Source organism: Chryseobacterium sp. NRRL B-14798, from assembly GCF_050470705.1.
Taxonomy (GTDB): Bacteria; Bacteroidota; Bacteroidia; order Flavobacteriales; family Weeksellaceae; genus Chryseobacterium; species Chryseobacterium cupriresistens.
In genome coordinates this window covers 3,033,606-3,054,715 of the sequence record NZ_JBFLUL010000005.1, presented here as the reverse complement: position 1 = coordinate 3,054,715, position 21,110 = coordinate 3,033,606, and the positions used below count along the sequence as shown (strand labels likewise).

The following is a 21,110-nucleotide window of genomic DNA, read 5'->3' as shown; positions in this document are numbered from 1 at the left end:
ATTATTTCATGTTAAGGTTTTCTAATGCTTCTAAAATTCCGTCTGCGCCAGGATTGATGGCGGTGGGAGAGAGGTAGCTCCATTCGATGAGACCGTCTTTATTGATGACAAAAAGGGCTCTGTTGCATTCTCCTTCTTCGTCATTGTAAACACCATATTTCCTGGCTGTTTCTCCTTTGGCTTCAAAGTCTGCAAGCAGTGGGAAGTGCAGGTTTCTGGATTGTGAAAATGCCAGATGGCACCATTTGCTGTCTACGGAAATTCCGAAAATCTCCGCATCATATTTTTTGAAATACTTCAGCATTTCGTTGTACAATGCCATCTGGTCACTGCACACCGGGCTCCAGTCTGCCGGGTAAAATGCAAGGATAACGTTTCGTCCTCTGAATTCGGATAAGGTAATCTTCTGGTCCGGGGTTGCAAATAATGTAAAATCAGGGGCAACCGTATTTTTTTCTAGCATAGGATTAGTTTTTAATCGTTGTAATTGGTATTGTGAATGCACAGATGAGCAGTAAGGCTGCCGGAAACATCAACGTCCAGTTTCCTGAATAAGAGAGCAGGAAAGGAGCTGCTGAAGCACCGGAGAGAAAGCCCATCCATAAGAATAACAAATGAAAGATATTTATTTTGTATTCCTTCCGCTCCTCTGCCTGATTACTCATGACAAACAGAGCAGCTGTTCTTGCCAGACTGTTTAAAGTTCCTGTCACAAAATCGGTATTGATCTTTTGGTTACCTACCGATGTGATAATGGTATTCATAAGGCCCATTGAAAAACCGATAACAGCTATAGACACTTCATTGGCAATATGCTCATAATAATCAGTAATACTGTAAAGGATCATGATGCCGGAAACCGTGTAGAAGATCATCTTTGTACTTCTGAACTTCTTTGATAATGATAGACACGTTCCTGTATAAATCCCCACCAGAAAAAAGATGATTACAATGACAGAACTGATGATAACACCATATTTTCCACTGAAAACCGCTGCACCTAACTGAGTCGTATTGCCGCTCATAAAAGAAACGTAGGTTTTCCATCGTATCAGTCCTGTGGCATCTGTATATCCTGCGATAAAAGCAAGGAATACTGCCAGTTTCTCCTGTGTTCTGACGGTCTTGTCAGGGAGCAGGATTTTTGTTTCCGGAATCACAGGCGCTATTTTCCAGGTTTTATGAATACTTTCTTTTCCGGAAATTTTTCTATTTCTCCTTCCTTCAGTCCGAAATTCGTAATGATCACATCTTTAGGGTTTCCTGCCAGCCATTCGCTGATATCAATGGATTCATAGGTGCCGCTATTAAATCCGATCAATACTTTACAGACGGTATCTCCGGTATTTTTGATATAGTGCCCGGCTCCCATAGGTACATAACCTACATCACCGGCATTGAACTGTTCTGTAACAGAAACTCCTTCTGCCAGGAATACCGACATTTCTGCCTGTCCGGATATAAAATACTGCCACTCATCCGCATTCGGATGCCAGTGCATTTCTCTTAAAGCACCGGGCTGCAGCTCCAGCACAGAACCGGCCATTGTGGTGCTGATCGGAAATTCCTTACTAGTAACCAATCTTTGGAGACCGCCGCCGGGAATGATTCTTGGCTGCTGGGAATGTAGAGGATATCGGTGCAGGCTTGTCAGTTCAATGTCTGATTCCTCGGGACGGGCTGCAGCATTCACAGAGAGTTCATCCGGAACGACTCCCGCTGCGAAGTAAACCTCTTTCTGTGGAAGTTCTGCTACTTCTTCAAGGCTTAGTCCTAAATTCTGTGCAACGATTTCAGGAGGCATACTTGACACAAAATCTGTAACGCTGAAGGTATGGTCTTCGGAAAAATTACCATTGTCAAAAATCAGAATGAAATGACATTCCTCTGTTCCGGTAGCCTGGATGGAATGTCCGTAGCCTTTCGGGAAATACCATACATCCCCGGGTTCAAAATTATCAGTATAACTTCGTCCGTCCGGATGGATAATCGTTGTACGTACCGTTCCTGAAATTACATACGCCCATTCTGCGGCATTGGCATGCCAGTGAAGTTCTCTCATGCTTCCGGGCTGTAATCTCATGGAAACTCCTGCAATACCTACAGAAGCAGGGAATTCTTTTACGGAAGCACCTCTTGTTGTACCACCGTCACTGGTACGCGGTTCTTTTTTTTCTAATTCGTATCTGAAACTTAATGATGATGGATTCATAGTATTATTTTTTTGTGATTGATTTTCTTTGTTTTTGCTATTGTAAAGCTACTCCTGAATTTTACTTTTCTTTGATGTCATTCGGTGAAAAGGCAAAATGAGTCGTTGAGGATATAGAGGGTTTGGTTGCTTTTAAAAAGGCTGGTTGTATTGCCCTGTCAGTGCTTTATTTTCAATGCTTTTTGCAAAATTTGGAGTTTCCTCATGATTATGGGCATCAGAAGCGGCCTGTCTTGATGCAGCGGCATCAGCAAGGTTGATCCCGTGTTCTTTCAGATATTCAAACATTTCGGGAGTGGCTGTCGCATGAATTTCATTGGTGTAAAGACAGGTGTTGTCATCGATCTTTGTCACTTTCAGTTCCCATAGAACCTGAACTTTTGTACGTCCGTTTTTGGTAATTGAATCAGAGATGGAAAGCATGCGGCAGTAATCAGGACGGTGAATATCTGCAACATAATGCTGTACCATCAGTGCATCTCCAATCGTTTCTACGTTTAAAGACACTGGTTGGCCATCAAAAGTAACTGAAATAGCAGCTCCGATATGCTGGGTAGAGCAGCGCTGGTATTCGGCGTCCGGCAGATTAAGCAGCCAGTCTGCGATATTCACTTTTTCAATGGGTGCATGGATGATGGCGCTTACGCTTGAGTGAGATAGTGCGTTTTCGGGAGTTTGTAAGATTTCCATAGTTGTTGATTTTGATTGTTATGTTATTGATGAGGTAAAGCTACAAACCGGTTGTTCTCATTTTTAATGCTGTTCGGTCAACAGGCGAAAACTGTCGTTCAATAAGCTGGTGAGGTTCAAATGGTAACAGGACGAGGTTCCTGAAAACAAAAAAATCACTGTGGGTTACAGTGATTGATGAAGGATAATTTTTAAATAAGGTTATTTATACAGCCATTTTTTGATCAGCCTGGTATAATTGGGCATCACGGCAAACACCATCAGAAAAACGATGATTCCGGAATTGATGAATCCGTCAGAATAATGATTGGGCGGAATATGTAAAAACCGTAAAAAAGGAATGATCAAAGCAGGAATAAGAACCGACAGCGGATAAATGGCAGACCAGGTCGCCAGAAACTGTTTCCAGCGTACCGGAACTTTATTCCCTTCATTTTCTGTCGAAAAAAGAAAATCAAGCCCGGACCTGATCTGGTAATGGTCGTTTTTTCTGAACAGTGGATTCGCTTTCTCAATAAGCTTTTTCCGGTTATCCGATTCCATCCAGCTTTTAAGATGGTCAATCGTATCAAAACGGATAATGACGGTATACACAAAAGTCAGATCGGGAATCGGCCGAATAATCTGCAGATCAATAAAGCCTTCAGAATGTTTGGTGACAGGCACAATTTCGTCCAGCCATTTTTCATACTGTGATTGTTTTCCATCCAGAATATGATGGGTAATCACTACGGAGGCACCCTGATTTTCCATAACTGATTTTTTATTGGTTAATTTAATATGCCCTTTTATACTGCCACGGAATTTCTGTTTCAACACCTAATGCTCTGGCTGAATGAATGGCAAAAAAAGGATCTCTAAGATGTTCCCGGGCGATAACCACCAGATCTGCATCTCCATTGGCAATGATATCATTGGCCTGTTCCGCTTCGGTAATCATTCCGACAGCTCCTGTCAGAATCCCGGTCTGTTCTTTAATGGCTTTTGCAAAAGGAACCTGATATCCTGGAAATACCTTATCCTTGCCTACATTGGTAAATCCGCCGCCGGATGCCGTAATGAAATCTACACCGTTTTCTTTAAGGATTTCCGAAAGCCTGATACTGTCTTCCAGAGTCCAGGCTTCCTCCGATTCTATATAGTCAGTAGAAGAAATTCTTACGAACAGAGGTGTCTCAGCAGGAATAGCTTTTCTGATTTCCTGAACGGTTTCCACAAGAAAACGGATCCTGTTTTCAAAACTTCCGCCATATTCATCCTGTCTTTTGTTGATCACCGCAGAATAAAACTGATGGAACAGGTAACCATGCGCTGCATGCAGTTCAATGGTATCAAAGCCTGCTTCAATGGCACGAAGGGCTGCTTTAACGAATTTCGTCTTTAGTTCCTGGATCTCATCAATGGTGAGCTCTTCTGCAAAAACTCCGTTGAATTCCTGGGCAGAAGATGATTTTACCGTCCAGCCTCCTTCTTCCGGAGTGAGAGGTTTCATTCTTTCATTGGGATGTTTCAGGCTGCCTTTTCCTCCTGCATGCCAGAGTTGAACCCCTATCTTGGCATCCTGTTCATGCACAAAATTTACGATGTTTTTCCAGGCATTTTTCTGTTCATCGTTCCAGATCCCTACATCGGATAATGTAGCCAGACCTTCTTCTGAAACGGCTGTACATTCGGTAAGGATCAACCCTGCACCGCCAACAGCCCTGCTTCCAAGGTGAACGAGATGCCAGTTGCCGGGAACTCCGTTTTTAGCGCTGTATTGCTGCATAGGAGATAGTGCAATCCTGTTCTTTAAGGTAAGACTGCGAATGTGTATGGGTGAAAATAAATTCATTTTTTCTTATTTTTAAATTGTTTTTGAAAATGCTTCAGCTTCAGAAACGGCTTTCAACAAAACGTTCTGTACTTCTGTCAGTATTTTTTGCAGATCAGGGTTTTCTGCTGATGCTGTTTCAAGAATATCAAGTTTTTCCTTTAACAGAGGATGTAATCCCATGATGGCAATGCTGGATTTCAGATCATGAGCCCACAGTTTCATCCCTGGAAAATCCCGGTTTTCATAAGCTGTTGTCAATTTCTGTAGATGATTGGGGATATTCTCAATAAACTGTTGAGTGACCATTTGTTCGAAGCTTTTATCGCCGCCGCTTACCGTCTGCATATAAGTGAGATCAATATACTGATAGTCAGATGATGGGTTTTCGGTTTTCTTTTCGTTTTTATTATTTTCTTTAAACCCGAGTTTCGAAATCAGCATAAACAACTCTTCTTCATTGACAGGCTTAGGAATATATTCGCTCATCCCACGGCTCAGGCATCTTTCTCTTTCCCCTGCCAGCGCATGGGCGGTCATTGCGATGATCGGAATATCCAGTCTGAGTTCTTCCCGTATTTTTTGGGTGGCAGCATATCCATCCATCTGCGGCATCTGTATATCCATTAAAACCAGATCACATGCATTGCTTTTGAGATAACTTACTCCTTCAAGACCATTCGATGCAATATGAAAATCAATATTCCACTGGGAGAGCAGATGTTTCATCAGGCTTTGATTGATCACATTATCATCAACCACCAGTACTTTCAGGGGCGTATTGGATTTATCTTTAAAATAGTGGGGATCAACAGCTGGAATGACAGTAAGCTGTTCCTCAGCAATTCCGTAAGGAATATAGAAATGAAATGTAGTTCCTTTGCCCTGTTCACTGCTTACTTCGATGTTTCCGTTTTGCAGTACAATCAGGCTTTTCACGATGGATAAGCCTAATCCTGTTCCGCCGTAATTTCTTGTGGTCGAATCTTCTCCCTGGTTGAATCTTTCGAAGATTTCAGTGAGCTTTTCTTTGTCAATTCCAATTCCCGTATCTGAAATTTTAAATCTCAGAACGGCTTCCTTCTCTGTTTGCTGTTTACTGTAGATTTCAACAGAAATATTTCCCTGATGGGTAAATTTTATGGCATTTCCGATGAGGTTCACTAGAATCTGGGTCAGTCTTGTGGCATCTCCCACCAATGTGTCAGGAATGGAAGGATCAATCGTACTGGAAATGGTAAGTCCTTTCTCTTTGGCCCGTTCTGTAAAAAATGTTTCCACGGAATTAACCAGACCGTTGATGCTGAAAATTCCCGGGGTAATGCGCATCATTCCTGCTTCTATTTTGGATAAATCAAGAATGTCATTAATGATGGCCATAAGGTTTTCTCCGGAACGTTGTATGGAAGAAACAAATTCTGCTGAGGTTTCGTCCAGTGGGCGTTTTTGCAGCAAATTGGTGAAACCGAGAATTCCGCTTAAAGGAGTTCTGATTTCGTGGCTCATATTGGCAAGGAAATTTTCTTTGGTCTGTGCCGCTACCAACGCTTTTTTCTCGGCAATATCAAGTTCGCTTATGAGTAATCTCTGACGTTTAAACTGACGAAGAATGTGATACCCAACGACAGAACCTCCCAAAATCAGTAAGACCAATATTGAAATGTCATAAAATCTTGCTTTCTGCCCCATTTCCTCACTTTTCTGGCTGAGTTCAACCATATTCAGTTTTCTGCTTTCATATATTTTAGCCGTGATGCTGGTGATTTCATTAGAAATTTTTCTTGCACGCGGATTAGCAATGGAGGTATTATCGTCCATGTTTCCAACAGAAAGATAACGGTGCAGGAGTTTATCTTTGGTTGTTTTCTTTTCCATGGCAAGAACACTTAACCTGTGGATCAGCTTTTCTTCTTCGGCGTTTACATTGTCTTTGGAAAGAGAATCCAGGAAATTTTCAATCTGACTGATTTTTTGGTCGATGCCTTCAAGATGGGTGGTATCATTCGTTGCAATAGAAGCTCTGATTCTGCTTTCCACCCCCAGAATATCACGGTCAATCTCCCGTAAATGATTGCTTGAACGCAATTCGCTCAGCAAAGTATTGTTATTCTGAATCAGCGCCTTGGTATTTCCTGCAGAATTGAGCTGAACAGCTATCAATAGGAGTGAGCCCGCAATAAAAGTCAGGATAATAAAATAGCTGAATCGTTTGTTATCCATTACTGAAGATATGTTTTTCATAAATAACGGTCTGATTTTAAGATAAAATACCGGTAAAAAGTCAAGATGGACCCGGAACTGTTCACGGGCTTAAATCAAGCCGAATTTAAATGTTTGATTGCCTGTAACGGCTAAAAGACATTCATTCGTGTATTGAGAGCTTTTCTGTATGCGTCTGCCACAGGAATGAATTTGCCATTGATCATAATACCGCCGTCCTGCAGGGTGTCAATTTTGCCTACTGAAACAATATAGGAACGGTGAACTCTTATAAAATGATCCTTGGGAAGACGTTCTTCAGCTGTTTTCATTTTGCCGTGAATGGCAAACATCTTTTCCTTGGTGTAAAATTTTACATAATCACCCATAGCTTCTGCATAGAAAATATCATCCAGCTTTAGGCGCCTTGTAATATTGGAATCCCTTACAAAAAGAAACTCATCCCTTGTGATTTCCACATTTTCTTTTCTGCTTTCAAGAATCGTCTGTGCCTTGCTTACAGCCTGCAGAAATCTTACCGGCATAATAGGTTTCAGAAGGTAATCTGCAATATTAAGTTCAAACGCTTCCAGTGCATATTCTTTTTTTGAGGTCGTGAAAATAATGATGGTTTCTTTACCCGAAAGCGTTTTCGTGAGCTCAATCCCTGTCATTTCCGGCATTTCTATATCGAGAAATATCAGATCGACGGAATTGGACTGAAGATAATGATAAGCTTCTATAGCATTGGAAAACTCGCTGACGATGGAAAGATCCGGAACCTGTTTGGCGAGGTGTGCTAATGTTGTTCTTGCAATATCATTATCATCCACGATTAAGGCTTTCATAGGTATAGTTATTTATGGTTTACACAAAGATAATTATAACTTTTTTATTTTGTGTTATCTGAAATAGGAACGGATCATCCATGCCATTTCTTCATGGGTTTCCATCAGACCTGTAATAAAATCGCTGGTACCGTAGTCTTTATAGGTTTCTGCAAATGGAGTAATATTTCCGCGGAGAAATTCGATAATGCTTTCATGGTCACTTAATAAATCTTTCATGTATCCGGGGCCATCGTTTGTTCTTTCACTGTATTCCGTTAAATGAGTCAGTTCCAGATAGATTTTCATAGTCGCCGGTGCATAATGTCCGATTTTACGCATTCTTTCTGCAACGCTGTCCATCAGTTCATCCAGTTGTTTGTATTGTTCTTCAAAGAAAATGTGATTGGCATGGAAGTTATCTCCGGTTACGTTCCAGTGGGCATTTCTTGTTTTAATGTAAAGCAGTGTTTCATCTGCCAATAATTTTGCTAATTGTTCTGCAACAGCTTCAGTGTTTTTTTCTGTAATTCCGATTTTTGTTTTCATAATAATAAAATTTTAGTTGAGCATTATTGCTTTTCTGATGTAAAGGTCTTCAATAACGTAACAAAACGGCTTGGAATTTCGATGAACGGGCAGAAAGACTCGTTGAATGGGCAGGCAAAATTCTTTTGACATTTGTACATTGATATCTGAAATAGAAAAAACTTATCGGTATATTATACTTTGAGTACTCTTTAAAAATAAATTTGCATTCTTTTTTCACCCTTAGCATAAAAAGTTATTAAAAGCAATAGAATACTTTATGATAAATAACCAATTTATTACTGAAAAATTTGGATTCCTTGGATCAGACTTTATCCATGAACTTGAAAAATGCTGTGTAATCACTGATATAAAATCTAAAACAGAGATTGTAAGCCCGGGACAAAGAATTCATTATGTACCCATTCTGATCAAAGGTTCTGTAAAAGTCTTTACACTTAATGAAGGAAGAGAGCTTTTATATTATTATATGAAACCAGGCGAAAGCTGTATCATGACCTTTGCTTCTATATTCAAAAACTGTATAAGTTCTGTATATGCCTTTGCTGAAGAATCATCCAGAGCTCTGTTGATTCCTGTTTCCAGCCTGCTTACGCTGATGAGCAATTTTCCGGGGATGAATAATTTTTTCTATAACGAATATGATAGCAGATTTACTGCATTGATGAACATGGTGAATGATGCTGTTTTTCATAAACTGGATACCAGAGTATTTAATTATATTAGTCAGCGTGCTGTTGTTACCGGTTATAATCCTGTCAAAATAACCCATAAAGATATTGCATCCGCTTTGGGAACATCCAGAGAAGTGATAAGCCGGGTTCTTAAAAAGCTTGTTAATGAAGGTCTGATCATTCAACACAAAACGGCTATTGAGATAATAGCCGTGAAAAAAGGGGAATGAATCATTATTTAATATTGACTAGTTTTTTAAATGCTTCCTTAAAAAATCAAGACTGCCTTCAGCAAGCTCCTGGGCATCATAAGGTGATTTCTGCCACAAAGAAACCTGTTCCTGCATTCCGGGAATTGAGGAACTGAAATTTTCAAGAACCAGATTCCCTTCAAAATTGATATTTTTCAATGCTGAGAAAAACTCTTCCCAGTTGACAGTTCCTTCTCCCAGCATACCCCGGTGGGATTCTGTAACATGAATATGCTTCAGCATTTTTCCGGAATTGATAATCGGATCATAGAAATTATTTTCCTCAATATTCATATGAAAGGTATCAAGGTGAAGGAAGAGATTATTTCGGCCCGTTTTCTTAATAAGTTCCAGGACATTTTCTGCCGTATTGCAGACATAGGATTCATAGCGGTTAATAGGCTCTATGGCAATATCGATACTTTTGGTTTGAGCATAATCTGCCACATGGCACCATACATCAGCAATGATTTCTTTTTCGTTTTCTGTAAGTGGCTTTCCTGTAAAAACACCGATTCCGCCATGCAGGACACCAGCCAGCAGATGGGTTTCCAACTCATATACTTTATCAATGGCTTTTTTGATAAGTTTTTCCGCAGCTTCAGGCTCAAACGCAATATGAGCATCTTTGGGGAGATTCAGTGAACAGACTGCTTCCAGATGGTTATCTTTCAGCTGTCTTTTTACGGTTTTTGCATCAAAATCCATTGATGCAGGTAACAGTATTTCGATCAGATCAAATCCGGCCTGAGCCGTTTTTTCTATCGCATATTTTCCTGATTCCACATTCCATAACGGAGTGATCCAGGAGAGTAGGGAAGCCCCTAATTTTATATTCATTATATTTTTTTATTTAATTTAAAAAATCCACCATTCCGTTCTTATTCCGAAATAAGTCCCATATCTTTTGGCTCCTGATTGCTGTAAAAACGGTGAGTAAAGACTGTTCATAGCCTCATTATTATATCTTGATACTTCTGCAATAAAACGGATATGAGGTCTAGCCCAGACACTTCTTTCAGCGGTAGGTACGATGGTAGGAGCTAAAACCAGCTTCATCATTGATGCCGCATCCTGGGTTCCGTTTTTACGGGTTGCATAGTGAAATTCAGAAAGAATATGAAACCAGTTGTTGTAATAATAGGTGGCTCTGATTCCTGTATTAAACTCTGTTTTTTTGTTGAAAATTTCACGGTTATAATAGTCCATCGCTTTATCAGTACTGGTTGATCCTCCCTTACTTTTGGTGAAAACAGCATAGGGATTAAGCGACCACCGGTTTGAAATATTCCAGAGGAAATGTTCAACAACCGTAAAAGAGTAAGCTCCTTTATACGTTTTTGTGACCTCATCAGGAGCTCCGTAGGTTCGCCAGGTCTGTGTATTACCATTATCACCTCCATTGGCAATTCCTGTCCCGTATCTTACAGAAAGCTGATTGAATGAACCCGGAATTGTTGTTGGAATATCTGAATTTAATTTAGCTCCAAAAACCCAGCCCTGATCCGATGGATATTGCTCTACAGAATTTTCCCCTGATTTTTCTACATGATGAAATTCTGCCAGTAATTTCAGCTTTTGCTTTGTATTTTTAAATGGAAGGGTCTGCTCAAGGACAAAAACTTCCCTTTGCCTGTAGATAAGGTTTTTTGATCCGCTGATGACATTGGTGTAAGAATAAGGAGTGGAGTTGCTGGCAGCAGTATCAATAGCTGCCGGGAAAAACATTGAAAACCTTGTGTTTTTATGTCTTAGTCCCCAACCGGTTGCGGAATGGTCATCAAAATAAAAGTAATCTGCAATGTGAATGTCATCATATCTCAGCCATCTTGATCCCGCCCAGACATCCCAGTCACTTCCCATAATGTTTCTTGCTTCAACAAAGGCTTCCGGCAAGGCAATAATCATCCCCTGATTGGATTTTGAGTCTACATTTCCCAGAAAAGTCCCTCCTGAATAAAAGCTCAGTCTGGCCTGCATATCGATCTTTGTACTTTTTGTACTGTCACCGTTTATCACCGGGCTAAAATGGAAGGCTGGTAAGAAATCTACGTAATCTCCCTGATCCATTCTGCCACCTAAAGATCCCTGATTGTTCAGATTCAGCTGCCTTCCTGTTTTTCCATCGGCATTCGGAGAATAACCGGCTCCGATTCTTCCCGTTGTTCCGAAGGAAAATTTTTTATTGGTTATTGTGATCTGGGCATTGATTCCCCTGCCGGCGCATACAAATAAAATGCACCAGACTAATAAAAGCTTTGTTTTCATAGGGATTATTTAAGTGTTTTGGGCTTGTAGAACTTTAATGCAAATAATAAAATAACTGCATAGCAGAGAATAGGAAGGAGGTAGGCATGTGCAGTATCTTTTTCAGCAATTCTCCCCATGATCGGTGGGAAAACAGCTCCTCCAAACATTGCCATAACCAGGAATGAGGAAGCCTGCTGAACTTTAGATCCTAATCTTTTAAGCCCAAGACTGAATATGGTAGGATACATCACACTGAGGAAAAGATTGAGCAAAATAAGGCTGATAAATGATACCCATCCGAAACTTTGGGAAATAATAAGGCACAGAACGATATTACATGCGGTAAAAATAGCCAGCAGTTTGTTGGGAGCAATGAATCTCATCAGGAAAGTCCCGATAAATCTTCCGATCATCATCATGGCCATACTTAAAGAAAAGTAATAGGAAGCCTGTATTTCCGGAAGGTGCATTTTTTCTACCCCGTAATTGATAAAATAAGCCCAGGTTCCGCCCTGTGCGGCAATATTAAAAAACTGGGCAATAACTGCAAATATAAAATGTCTCTGCTTGTAGAGCGGTGCGTGCGGATCTGATACAGACTGGTCTTCTCCTTTTTCATTTTCTGAAATGATGATATCTTCCGCATGAGGGTCTTTCAGATCAGGAACCCTGATAAAGCTGAAAATAATAGTAATCGCAAGAATGACAATCCCAATCCAGGTATAAAGATTTTTTACTGAATCCAGTGATCCAGATCCGGAATCAGGAGTTCCGAAAATAAAATATCCGCCTAAAAGAGGACCGATAATAGCTCCCAGACCATTAAAAGACTGGGCAAAATTAACCCTCTGATCACTCGTCCTTTCATCCCCCAAAGCGGCTACAAAAGGATGGGCTACCGTTTCAAGGGTTGCCATTCCCATCGCAAGAACAAAAAGAGCTAGTCTGAAAAAGTTAAATGAGGAAGTGTCGGCGGCCGGAATAAACAGAAAGGCTCCCAGTGCAAACAATGAAAGACCCAGGATGACTCCTAATTTATAACCAAATCTTTTCATAAACAGACCTGCCGGAACGCCCATCAATGCATATGCCCCAAAAATGGAAAGCTGTACCAGCCCTGATTTGGACTTTGAAATGTGAAGAACGTTCTGGAAATGCTTATTCAGAACATCACCCATGGTAAGGGCAATAGCCCAGAAAAAGAATAAAGAGGTAACAAAGGACAGGATGATATAGTATTTCTTATCTGTAAATTTTGGAGTATTCATATCGTATGTTTTTAAGAGGTTTTACAGCTGTTTTTTTCTCTGAATGCCTTGAATTCTTCATAGGTATAATCCGGACATGCTCCTGATTTCGATGTGATAAAGGCTCCCAGTGAAGTTGCCTGTTTCATGATCTCTTCCGGCGATTTTCCCTGAATTCTTTTAGACAGAAACCCGGCAAGAAAAGAATCCCCACTGCCCACAGTATCTGCAATTTCAATATGAACTGCCGGAAAATTATAGGCAGTATCCCCCACAAAATATCTGGCGCCTTTACTTCCTTTCGTAAGCACAATTTCATTCAGATTAAAATAAGTCTGGAGATGTCTGATACTGGTATCTTCATCAATATAGTCTTCACCGAGATATTCAAGAATTGTTCTGAGCTCTGCCTTATTCATTTTAACAAGGTCAGCTTTATGCAATAATTTTTTAATGAATTCAAAATCGATGAAAGGAGGGCGGAAATTAACATCAAAAACCCTGAACTTTGAATATTCCAAAAGTTGCAATAGTGTATTTTGGGAAGCTTCACTTCTTGTGATCAGACTTCCAAAAACAAATGCTTCTGAATTTTGAATCAGTTCTTTATGTTCCGGCAGAGGTTGGATATAGTCCCAGGCAACTTCCTTTACAATGTCATATACAGCTTCTCCATGCTCATCAAAATCAGCAATTACAGTTCCTGTAGCCTTTTCCTGGTCTACCTGGATAAAATCTGTTGTTATTCCCCAATCCTGAATTTGGTTAAGAAGACGGTGCCCTAATTCATCATTTCCTATACGGCTTAGCATTTTGGTGTCGATTCCCATTTTAAAAAGGTTGTAGGCAACATTAAATGGTGCACCACCAGCTCTGGATCCGGAAGGGAAGATGTCCCACAGAACTTCTCCGAAACATACCATGTGATTTAATTTATTTTTTATCATAATAGGTTAAACGTTTAAGTTGTTATTTAAAAAAAATGATTGTTATAGATTTGATTATTTTAAAGATGCTTTGGCAACCAGTTTGGCGGATAATGTTATTCTTTTTCCGGTTGCCGTATAATCAGTGATTTGCCCGTCCAGAAGCTTGATAGCCTCTTCAGCCATTTCTTCAATGGGCTGCTGGATGTAAGTAATCTCCGTAGGGAAGAGGTCATAGGCATCCGTTTCATCAAATGCCAATACTGAGACCTGTTCCGGGACTTTTATATTGTTTTTAACGAGATAGGAAAGCCCTGCTACCGCAAGTTTATTACTGGAAAAATATAACGCAGTATTTTCTGGAGTTTTCCCCAACGTATTTTCAAGCTTAGAATGTACTTCCTGCACTATATTTTCCAATCCTACCATAAGATATTGAATTTCAACTGTTTTGCTGGAAGAGCTTACCGCTTTCTCAAAGCCATGCTGGCGGTCCAGAAGGTGTGGAAGATCAGTTTCATAGCCAACGTAGATCATTTTGTCAAAGTTCTTATTAAGAAGAAGGCTGGCTGTACTTTCTGCGATCTCCTGATTATCAATGGTAATTCCGGGAACAGAAACACCTTTAAGATATCTGTCGATCGTTACAACAGGATATTTAATATGAATAAGGTTTTCTAGTGTCTTTTCTGACCCTGCTACGGGGGCAACGATCATTCCGTCTACCTGCTGCTGTGAAAAGAGTTCGGTAAGTTTTTTAAATTTTTCTGCATTTTCATCAGAACTGCCGATGATCAGGGTATAACCCAGCTTTAAAGCTTTATCTTCAAGATTTCTTGCCATATGGGAATAGAAGTCATTGGAGATATCCGCCACGATTAATCCAAGAAGCTTTGTTTTATTGGTTTTCAAACTTTTTGCAATCTTATTCGGAGTGTAGTTAATCGTTTCAGCAATTTCAAAAATTTTTTTCCGGGTCTCCTCACTAATACGCTGTCCTTCCTTTCTGTTAATAACATAAGATACAGTGGCTACGGAAACTCCTGCCAGTTTAGCAATATCTTTTATGGAAGACCTTTTCATTTTATTTTTTTAATGCACAAAAATATTTCAGAAAATAGTAAAAAAACAATAGCTGTTTTTTTTGGTGGTTTCCGAAAAATATGTAATTTCGCACTTTTTTTAAAAATAACCAACATCTTCATTATCAGCGTTTTACTTTATTGTTGTCTTTTTTCAATATGAATAAATTGTTAACTTATTGAATGTAGAGATTAAATTTAGGTTAAACGTTTATCCAATAAATTTAATTTTTAAATTTAAACAGCTGGAAACTAAGTTTTATATTTAATAATAAAGAAACATAATAATGAGAGTTTTTACTTTATACTATAAAATAAAACCCTGCAACTCATATGAATTGCAGGGCTTATTTTGAGAATACAGTCTTTTAACTTAAAATATCACATGGCGCTACACAGATCACCCATGGACATCTTTTGATTCCCGGAGGTGGGCAGCAGGCTTCAGAGCAGCTTGTCGCTCCGCCATTAATATTCCTCAACTGGTCTCTTGAAATTTTTTTTACATTTTTCATAGTCAAGTAATTGAATTACACTGAAATTAAGGCTGGTTTCCGCCACCGCATCCGTCGTAAGGCATACATTGCCACTTACCACCGATTAAACAAAGTTGACCACCTCTGCAGTCAATTCCTCCCTTAATTGTTTTCAATTCTTTTCTTTCGATTTTCTTTAAATTTTTCATAATAAATTGTACGTTTAGTTCAATTCGAAATTAATAAAATTTTATCAACCATGATAGAATTATTGTAAAATTTTTATTTTTTAGTTGCTTAATTGTAGAATGATTAAAGTTTATTTTATGTAATGAAGTAAAATGTTTTTTGGGAATAAGTTTAAACCAATCCTTAAACTATTCCTCTCATTTCTATAAAATCTTGCCCTGTGACAAGTCCGTTTTCCGATCGGGTTGGTAACTTTGACTTAAAATTAATCCACCAAATCTGATAATATTATGAAAAGTCTATTCAAATTCTCTGCAGTATTGTTCTTTATTATTATCCTTGCCTCCTCTCCGGTATATGGACAAAAAATAAAACCTTCTGAAAGTGGTTATGCACCTGTTAATGGCATCAAAGTTTATTATGAAGTCTATGGCAAAGGAAAGCCTCTTGTACTGTTACATGGCGCTTTCATGACGATTGATTTGAACTGGGGTGAATTGATCCCGGAATTGTCCAAAAACAGAAAAGTAATAGCTCTTGAATTACAGGGACATGGTCACACGCCTTTTTCAGAAAGGAAATTATCACATGCTACTTTAGCCAGTGATGTTACAAAGGTAATGGACTATCTGAAAATAGACAAGGCAGATGTGGCAGGGTACAGCTTTGGAGGTGAAGTGGCCTATAAACTGGCTATTCAAAGTCCGGAAAGACTGAACAAACTGGTTATCATTTCATCAACCTATAAAACTAACGGATGGCTGCCCGAAGTAAATAAAGCTCTTGAAGGAATGAAACCTGAACTCTTCACAAACAGCCCTATGCATACTGCCTATAATGCTGTAGCACCTGATAAAACAAAATGGAAACCATTTTTGGAGCAGATGATGGCTTCTGCCGGACAGCCTTTCGACCTGGGTGATGATAATATCTCTAAAATTCCGGTGCCTGTCTTAATCATAGCTGGTGATAATGACGGATTGGATAAAACAGAACTTTCAAAAACCTATAAATTATTGGGAGGTGATGTTTTTGCAGATATGGGCGAATTACCAAAGTCCCAGCTGGCTATCGCTCCCGGACAAACCCATGTAAGCCTGATGATGCAGACGGCAATGATTGTGAATTATCTGAATGTTTTTTTGAAATAATAGAATGCCATCAAAGAATTGAAATCTGTTTATAAAGTTCAAAATCTATACTATGAATACAAAATTTGAGGCAGGAATTAATATTGCTATCAAAATTCCCAAAAATACATACGAAAAAACGGTTGCTTTTTACAGGGATATTTTAAAATTGAAAGTTGAGGAAAAGCCGATAAAAAATCCCACTGTTTCCAGAACCCACGAGGTGAAATTCGGGAATAATATCATATGGCTGGATTGTGTTGATAACTATACCCATTCTGAAACATGGCTCCAGCTTACCGTTCCCGATGTAGAAGCTGCTACACTATATCTGCTGTCAAACGGTGTGGAAACCTGTGACGAAATAGAAGAGCTTCCTGAAAATATGCACTGGATTACCGATCCTGCCGGTACCGTGTTCAATTTACAGGAAAGAAAATAGCCAAAAACAGAAGTGCGATGTAAAAAATTGCTTAAAATAGAGCTTTGCCCAAAATTTTAATATCTTTAGCCATCAAATCATTACAATTTAAAATATTTTTATGCAGACGAGACCATTCCATTTCATTGTCACCATCTTTTTTCTGGTATTAAGTGCAACTGCATTTTCACAGAAAACAGCCGTGTTGGGTTCTTTACTGGACAAAAACTCAGAATTCATATTCCCACAGACTCCGGATAAAATTTCAAAAGCGTTGAACGTAAAAACTGTTTTTTATGAAGATGCCAACGAAGAAAAATATGCAAAATGGCCTATGAAAACAGGACTGGAGCTTTATTGCAGCCTGGGAAAAGACAATAGTATCAATGAGATGTTTTTTGTGACTTCAGACAATAAATCTGTCATTGTGGAAGGACTTCCTTTTGGTCTTGTTCTGAATAAAAGTACATTACAGGACAGTAAAACGAAGTTCGGTAAGTACAATGCCAAAATACAAAAATCGGGAGCAGACAGTGAATTTCCGGGAGGGTCAAAACTGGTTTTTAAAAAAGGGAAACATTATACAACATTGCTTTTCGACAGTAAGAACCTGTTAAAATCAATAGGTTTAACAACAGAACTTACGGATCCGGCTGCCAATTAAGTACTAAAAAACAAAATAATTATAGTATCCGTCATTATTGACGGATTTTTTTATCCTCAGACGGTGTTAACTTTAAAAGAAATCTATATCGTCAGTCCATGGTTGTTTTTTACCTCAGCCATCACAAAAGTACTGTGCGTGCTGCCGATAGAATCTACGGATCCCAGCTTGTTAAATACAAAATCCTGATAATGCTTCATATCCCGCACCTGCACTTTCAGAAGGAAATCAAAATCTCCGGAAATATTGTAACATTCCGCAACTTCTTCAATTTCTAAAATTTCTTTTACAAAATCATACCCCACAGACCGGTCGTGAATTTTAAGTTTGATCTGGCAAAACACCGTAAATCCACGGTTCAGTTTTTCAGCATCAAGAACTGCCGCATATCTTTTAACAAAACCTTCCTGTTCAAGCCTTTTTACCCTTTCGAAAACCGGTGAAGTAGAAAGGTTCACTTCTTTAGCGAGCTCTTTAACGGTAAGTTTGGCGTTTTTCTGGAGGAGCCTGAGCAGCTGTACATCCTTATCATCGAGTTGTTCCACAGAATATTATTCTTTTAAATGATTAAAACAGTCAAATATAAAGAATTATATGCTTTTATTTTTAATTCCTGAAGTTTAATTTGCTTAATTATTTGTTTCCAGTTGTGGTTTTATTCTGTATTACTAATTTTACACAAAATTAAAAACTTTTACTGATAACCTTTGTTAAAGGTAAAAGTACAGTTCTTTACAGATACTTCATCAAACAGGAAAGGTTTTACTTAAGGTAGATTAATAGGGAATCGTGTGCAAATCACGAGCTGTCGCGCAACTGTAAGTAACCCACCAAAAGTTTCTGTCCTTGCAGATCCACTGCCAAAAGCGGGAAGGATGACGGAAACTGTTACAAGTCAGGAGACCTGCCTTTACTGAATTGACAATGCTTTCGCGGGCTGAAGCTTTGGGTCATACAGATGGTATATCAAATTTTGTATTTTCTTCTGAAGGGAAATACATTGTCTGCTATGTCACTATTTTCCTGAAACTTTTTCCGCAACATAACGAAGCATTGTAAAGGACTTCCCAATAAGTTTAATTAAAAAGTTTAAAAAAATGCAAACTCACATTCTTGGCTATCCGCGTATTGGTAGCAAAAGAGAACTCAAAAAAGCCTGCGAGCAGTACTGGTCAGGTAAAATCCTTTTGGAAGAACTTCTGAACACCGGAAGAACTCTCTGCAGTCAAAACTGGAATATCCAGAAAGAAGCAGGGATAGATCTTATCCCGTGTAATGATTTTTCATACTATGATCAGGTATTGGATATGAGCCTTGTCGTAGGTGCCATTCCAACACGGTACCATGAAGTGGTGCTTAAAAAAAACAATACTGAGCTGGATCTTTATTTTGCCATGGCAAGAGGCTATCAGAAAGATGGATTGGATATCACCGCCATGGAAATGACCAAATGGTTCGATACCAACTATCATTACATCGTTCCGGAATTTTATAAAAATCAACAGTTTAAGCTGAGCTCAGATAAAATTTTCAATGAATTTGCAGGAGCAAAACAAGCTGGAATCAATGCGAAACCGGTTATTATCGGGCTGGTTTCTTATCTGTTATTAGGAAAAGAAAAAGAAGAAGGATTTGATAAACTGGATCTGGCCGGAAGTCTTCTTCCTGTTTATACAGAGATTTTAACCAAACTTCAGGAACAGGGTGCAGAATGGATCCAGTTTGATGAACCTTTCCTGGCATTGGATTTAACAGAGAAAGCCAAAGAAACTTACCGTTATGTGTATGCCGAAATCAGAAAACGTTTCCCGAAACTGAAATTTATTGTGGCTTCCTATTTTGACGGGTTAAAAGACAATACTTCACTTGCCGTTTCACTTCCCGTCAATACATTGCATGTTGATCTGGTTAGAAATCCTGAGCAGCTGGATAATATTCTGAATAGCATTCCTGAAAGTGTAAGCCTTTCATTAGGAGTTGTTGACGGTAGAAATATCTGGAAAAATGATTACGAAAAGTCGCTGTCTTTTATCAGTAAAGCGGTTGAAAAACTAGGATCTGAAAGAATTTTCATTGCACCATCATGTTCATTGCTTCATTCACCCTGTGACCTGGATTTTGAAACCAATCTTAACCCGGAAATTAAGAACTGGCTGGCTTTTGCTAAACAAAAAGTAAAAGAAGTAGTAACTCTTAAAGAACTGGCTTCCGGAACGGAAAATGAACAGATTTTTGAAGCATTTGAAGAAAATAAAAAAGCAATTGAGAGTAGAAGAACTTCTTCTCTTATCCATAATAATGAAGTGAAGCAAAGAGCCAATGCTGTTACTGAAAAAGATGCTCAGAGAATAAACACCTTCAAAATCCGTAAAAAAGAGCAACAGGAAATATTGCAGCTTCCTTTGTTCCCCACTACTACGATCGGATCATTCCCGCAAACCACAGAAGTAAGAAGCTGGAGAGCAAAATTTAAAAAAGGAGAACTGACAGCAGAACAATATGATACCTTACTGAAAGAGGAAACGCAGAGAACAATCCGCTGGCAGGAAGACATCGGAATTGATGTATTGGTTCATGGAGAATTTGAGCGAAACGACATGGTGGAATATTTCGGGGAACAGCTGGAAGGATTTGTATTCACTAAAAACGGTTGGGTACAAAGCTACGGAAGCCGTTGTGTAAAACCCCCTGTGATCTTCGGTGATGTTTCCCGCCCGACTCCGATGACGGTGTACTGGTCTCAATATGCCCAATCTCAGACTGAAAAATGGGTAAAAGGAATGTTGACAGGTCCGGTTACGATTTTACAGTGGTCTTTTGTACGTGATGATCAGCCTCGTTCAGAAACGTGTAAGCAGATTGCTTTGGCAATCCGTGATGAGGTAGTGGACCTGGAAAAAGCAGGAATCAGAATTATTCAGATTGATGAACCTGCGATCAGAGAAGGACTACCATTAAGAAAAACAGACTGGCAGAATTATCTGAAATGGGCAGTGGAAGCTTTCAGAATTTCAGCAAGCGGAGTGGAAGATGCTACCCAAATTCACACTCACATGTGTTATTCTGAGTTCAATGATATTATTGAAAACATTGCCGATATGGATGCAGATGTCATTACCATAGAATGTTCACGTTCTCAGATGGAGCTGCTGAATGCTTTCGCCGATTTCAAATATCCGAATGAAATTGGTCCTGGAGTATACGATATTCACTCACCAAGAGTTCCGTCAAAAGAAGAAATGATTGAATTGTTGAGAAAGGCTCAGAATGTCATTCCTGCCAATCAGCTTTGGGTAAATCCTGATTGCGGACTGAAGACAAGACACTGGGAAGAAACCGAAAAAGCTTTAATTGCAATGGTGGCTGCTGCCAAAGAAGCTTCAGTAGAATATGCACTTTAGAAAACTTTTACAATAATTAGATTCAATAATTCAGATCGTGTTATGATTTTCATGGCACGATCTGTTATTTTTAAACTATTAAAATTTTTGAAGAATAAAGTAGTTGAAA

At 39.1% G+C, this 21,110-nt stretch carries 22 protein-coding genes and 1 riboswitch; of the genes, 5 read left to right on the top strand and 17 right to left on the bottom strand.

Annotated elements, in window-relative coordinates:
- Position 1 precedes the first annotated feature (1 nt).
- The 9 genes from AB1278_RS14230 to AB1278_RS14190 form a co-directional block, all read right to left on the bottom strand.
- Positions 2–463: a redoxin domain-containing protein gene (locus AB1278_RS14230; RefSeq protein WP_202842830.1), complete on the bottom strand. Its 462-nt coding sequence runs from the start codon at positions 461–463 to the stop codon at positions 2–4.
- A 4-nt stretch (positions 464–467) separates the two neighbouring features.
- Entirely contained in the window at positions 468–1,160 is a 693-nt protein-coding gene (locus AB1278_RS14225; protein ID WP_202842828.1) for a YoaK family protein, read from the bottom strand.
- A gap of 5 nt (positions 1,161–1,165) precedes the next feature.
- Complete coding sequence (locus tag AB1278_RS14220; RefSeq protein WP_202842826.1) at positions 1,166–2,212, bottom strand: cupin domain-containing protein; 1,047 nt, start codon at positions 2,210–2,212, stop codon at positions 1,166–1,168.
- 132 nt (positions 2,213–2,344) lie between these two features.
- Positions 2,345–2,902: a hypothetical protein gene (locus AB1278_RS14215; protein WP_429815156.1), complete on the bottom strand. Its 558-nt coding sequence runs from the start codon at positions 2,900–2,902 to the stop codon at positions 2,345–2,347.
- A gap of 201 nt (positions 2,903–3,103) precedes the next feature.
- Positions 3,104–3,655, bottom strand: coding sequence for an antibiotic biosynthesis monooxygenase (locus AB1278_RS14210; protein WP_429815153.1), 552 nt, complete (start codon positions 3,653–3,655; stop codon positions 3,104–3,106).
- 22 nt (positions 3,656–3,677) lie between these two features.
- The gene (locus tag AB1278_RS14205) at positions 3,678–4,736 is read right to left on the bottom strand and encodes an NADH:flavin oxidoreductase/NADH oxidase (protein WP_429815150.1); all 1,059 of its coding nucleotides are present in this window, start codon (positions 4,734–4,736) and stop codon (positions 3,678–3,680) included.
- 12 nt (positions 4,737–4,748) lie between these two features.
- Positions 4,749–6,956 (bottom strand): ATP-binding protein, encoded by a 2,208-nt coding sequence (locus AB1278_RS14200; RefSeq protein ID WP_429815147.1) that lies wholly within the window; start codon positions 6,954–6,956, stop codon positions 4,749–4,751.
- Between the two features lie 110 nt (positions 6,957–7,066).
- Positions 7,067–7,762 carry a LytR/AlgR family response regulator transcription factor gene (locus AB1278_RS14195; RefSeq protein WP_002978774.1) on the bottom strand — a complete coding sequence of 232 codons (696 nt, stop codon included), beginning with the start codon at positions 7,760–7,762 and terminating at the stop codon, positions 7,067–7,069.
- 54 nt (positions 7,763–7,816) lie between these two features.
- Complete coding sequence (locus AB1278_RS14190; RefSeq protein ID WP_395973282.1) at positions 7,817–8,290, bottom strand: Dps family protein; 474 nt, start codon at positions 8,288–8,290, stop codon at positions 7,817–7,819.
- Between the two features lie 259 nt (positions 8,291–8,549).
- Here AB1278_RS14190 and AB1278_RS14185 point away from each other — a divergent pair, with 259 nt between their 5' ends.
- Entirely contained in the window at positions 8,550–9,194 is a 645-nt protein-coding gene (locus tag AB1278_RS14185; RefSeq protein ID WP_395973284.1) for a Crp/Fnr family transcriptional regulator, read from the top strand.
- Between the two features lie 18 nt (positions 9,195–9,212).
- On the opposite strand, the gene AB1278_RS14180 is transcribed toward AB1278_RS14185, so the two are convergent.
- The 7 genes from AB1278_RS14180 to AB1278_RS14150 form a co-directional block, all read right to left on the bottom strand.
- The gene (locus tag AB1278_RS14180; protein WP_395973286.1) at positions 9,213–10,055 is read right to left on the bottom strand and encodes a sugar phosphate isomerase/epimerase family protein; all 843 of its coding nucleotides are present in this window, start codon (positions 10,053–10,055) and stop codon (positions 9,213–9,215) included.
- 18 nt (positions 10,056–10,073) lie between these two features.
- Positions 10,074–11,483 (bottom strand): carbohydrate porin, encoded by a 1,410-nt coding sequence (locus AB1278_RS14175; RefSeq protein ID WP_429815141.1) that lies wholly within the window; start codon positions 11,481–11,483, stop codon positions 10,074–10,076.
- Positions 11,484–11,488: 5 nt separating this feature from the next.
- Positions 11,489–12,733, bottom strand: coding sequence for a sugar MFS transporter (locus AB1278_RS14170; protein WP_429815138.1), 1,245 nt, complete (start codon positions 12,731–12,733; stop codon positions 11,489–11,491).
- An 11-nt stretch (positions 12,734–12,744) separates the two neighbouring features.
- Entirely contained in the window at positions 12,745–13,659 is a 915-nt protein-coding gene (locus AB1278_RS14165; RefSeq protein WP_429815135.1) for a carbohydrate kinase family protein, read from the bottom strand.
- Between the two features lie 54 nt (positions 13,660–13,713).
- A complete protein-coding gene (locus tag AB1278_RS14160; protein ID WP_429815132.1) occupies positions 13,714–14,721 on the bottom strand; it encodes a LacI family DNA-binding transcriptional regulator in 1,008 nt (335 codons plus the stop codon).
- 367 nt (positions 14,722–15,088) lie between these two features.
- Positions 15,089–15,235 carry a bacteriocin-like protein gene (locus AB1278_RS14155; protein ID WP_171006234.1) on the bottom strand — a complete coding sequence of 49 codons (147 nt, stop codon included), beginning with the start codon at positions 15,233–15,235 and terminating at the stop codon, positions 15,089–15,091.
- 26 nt (positions 15,236–15,261) lie between these two features.
- Positions 15,262–15,405 (bottom strand): bacteriocin-like protein, encoded by a 144-nt coding sequence (locus tag AB1278_RS14150; RefSeq protein WP_171006235.1) that lies wholly within the window; start codon positions 15,403–15,405, stop codon positions 15,262–15,264.
- A 270-nt stretch (positions 15,406–15,675) separates the two neighbouring features.
- Between AB1278_RS14150 and AB1278_RS14145 the strand changes: the two genes are divergently transcribed.
- The 3 genes from AB1278_RS14145 (at position 15,676) to AB1278_RS14135 (ending at position 17,600) form a co-directional block, all read left to right on the top strand.
- Positions 15,676–16,536: an alpha/beta fold hydrolase gene (locus tag AB1278_RS14145; protein ID WP_202842804.1), complete on the top strand. Its 861-nt coding sequence runs from the start codon at positions 15,676–15,678 to the stop codon at positions 16,534–16,536.
- A 52-nt stretch (positions 16,537–16,588) separates the two neighbouring features.
- On the top strand, positions 16,589–16,957 hold the full coding sequence (locus AB1278_RS14140; RefSeq protein WP_429815127.1) for a VOC family protein: 369 nt from the start codon (positions 16,589–16,591) through the stop codon (positions 16,955–16,957).
- A 100-nt stretch (positions 16,958–17,057) separates the two neighbouring features.
- Entirely contained in the window at positions 17,058–17,600 is a 543-nt protein-coding gene (locus AB1278_RS14135) for a hypothetical protein (RefSeq protein ID WP_429815124.1), read from the top strand.
- A gap of 83 nt (positions 17,601–17,683) precedes the next feature.
- On the opposite strand, the gene AB1278_RS14130 is transcribed toward AB1278_RS14135, so the two are convergent.
- Complete coding sequence (locus tag AB1278_RS14130; protein WP_047422640.1) at positions 17,684–18,145, bottom strand: Lrp/AsnC family transcriptional regulator; 462 nt, start codon at positions 18,143–18,145, stop codon at positions 17,684–17,686.
- Positions 18,146–18,340: 195 nt separating this feature from the next.
- Positions 18,341–18,526: riboswitch (cobalamin riboswitch) on the top strand.
- A 171-nt stretch (positions 18,527–18,697) separates the two neighbouring features.
- On the opposite strand from AB1278_RS14130, the gene metE reads away from it, so the two are divergent.
- Complete coding sequence (metE, locus tag AB1278_RS14125; protein ID WP_429815121.1) at positions 18,698–21,001, top strand: 5-methyltetrahydropteroyltriglutamate--homocysteine S-methyltransferase; 2,304 nt, start codon at positions 18,698–18,700, stop codon at positions 20,999–21,001.
- The last annotated feature ends 109 nt before the right edge of the window (positions 21,002–21,110 follow it).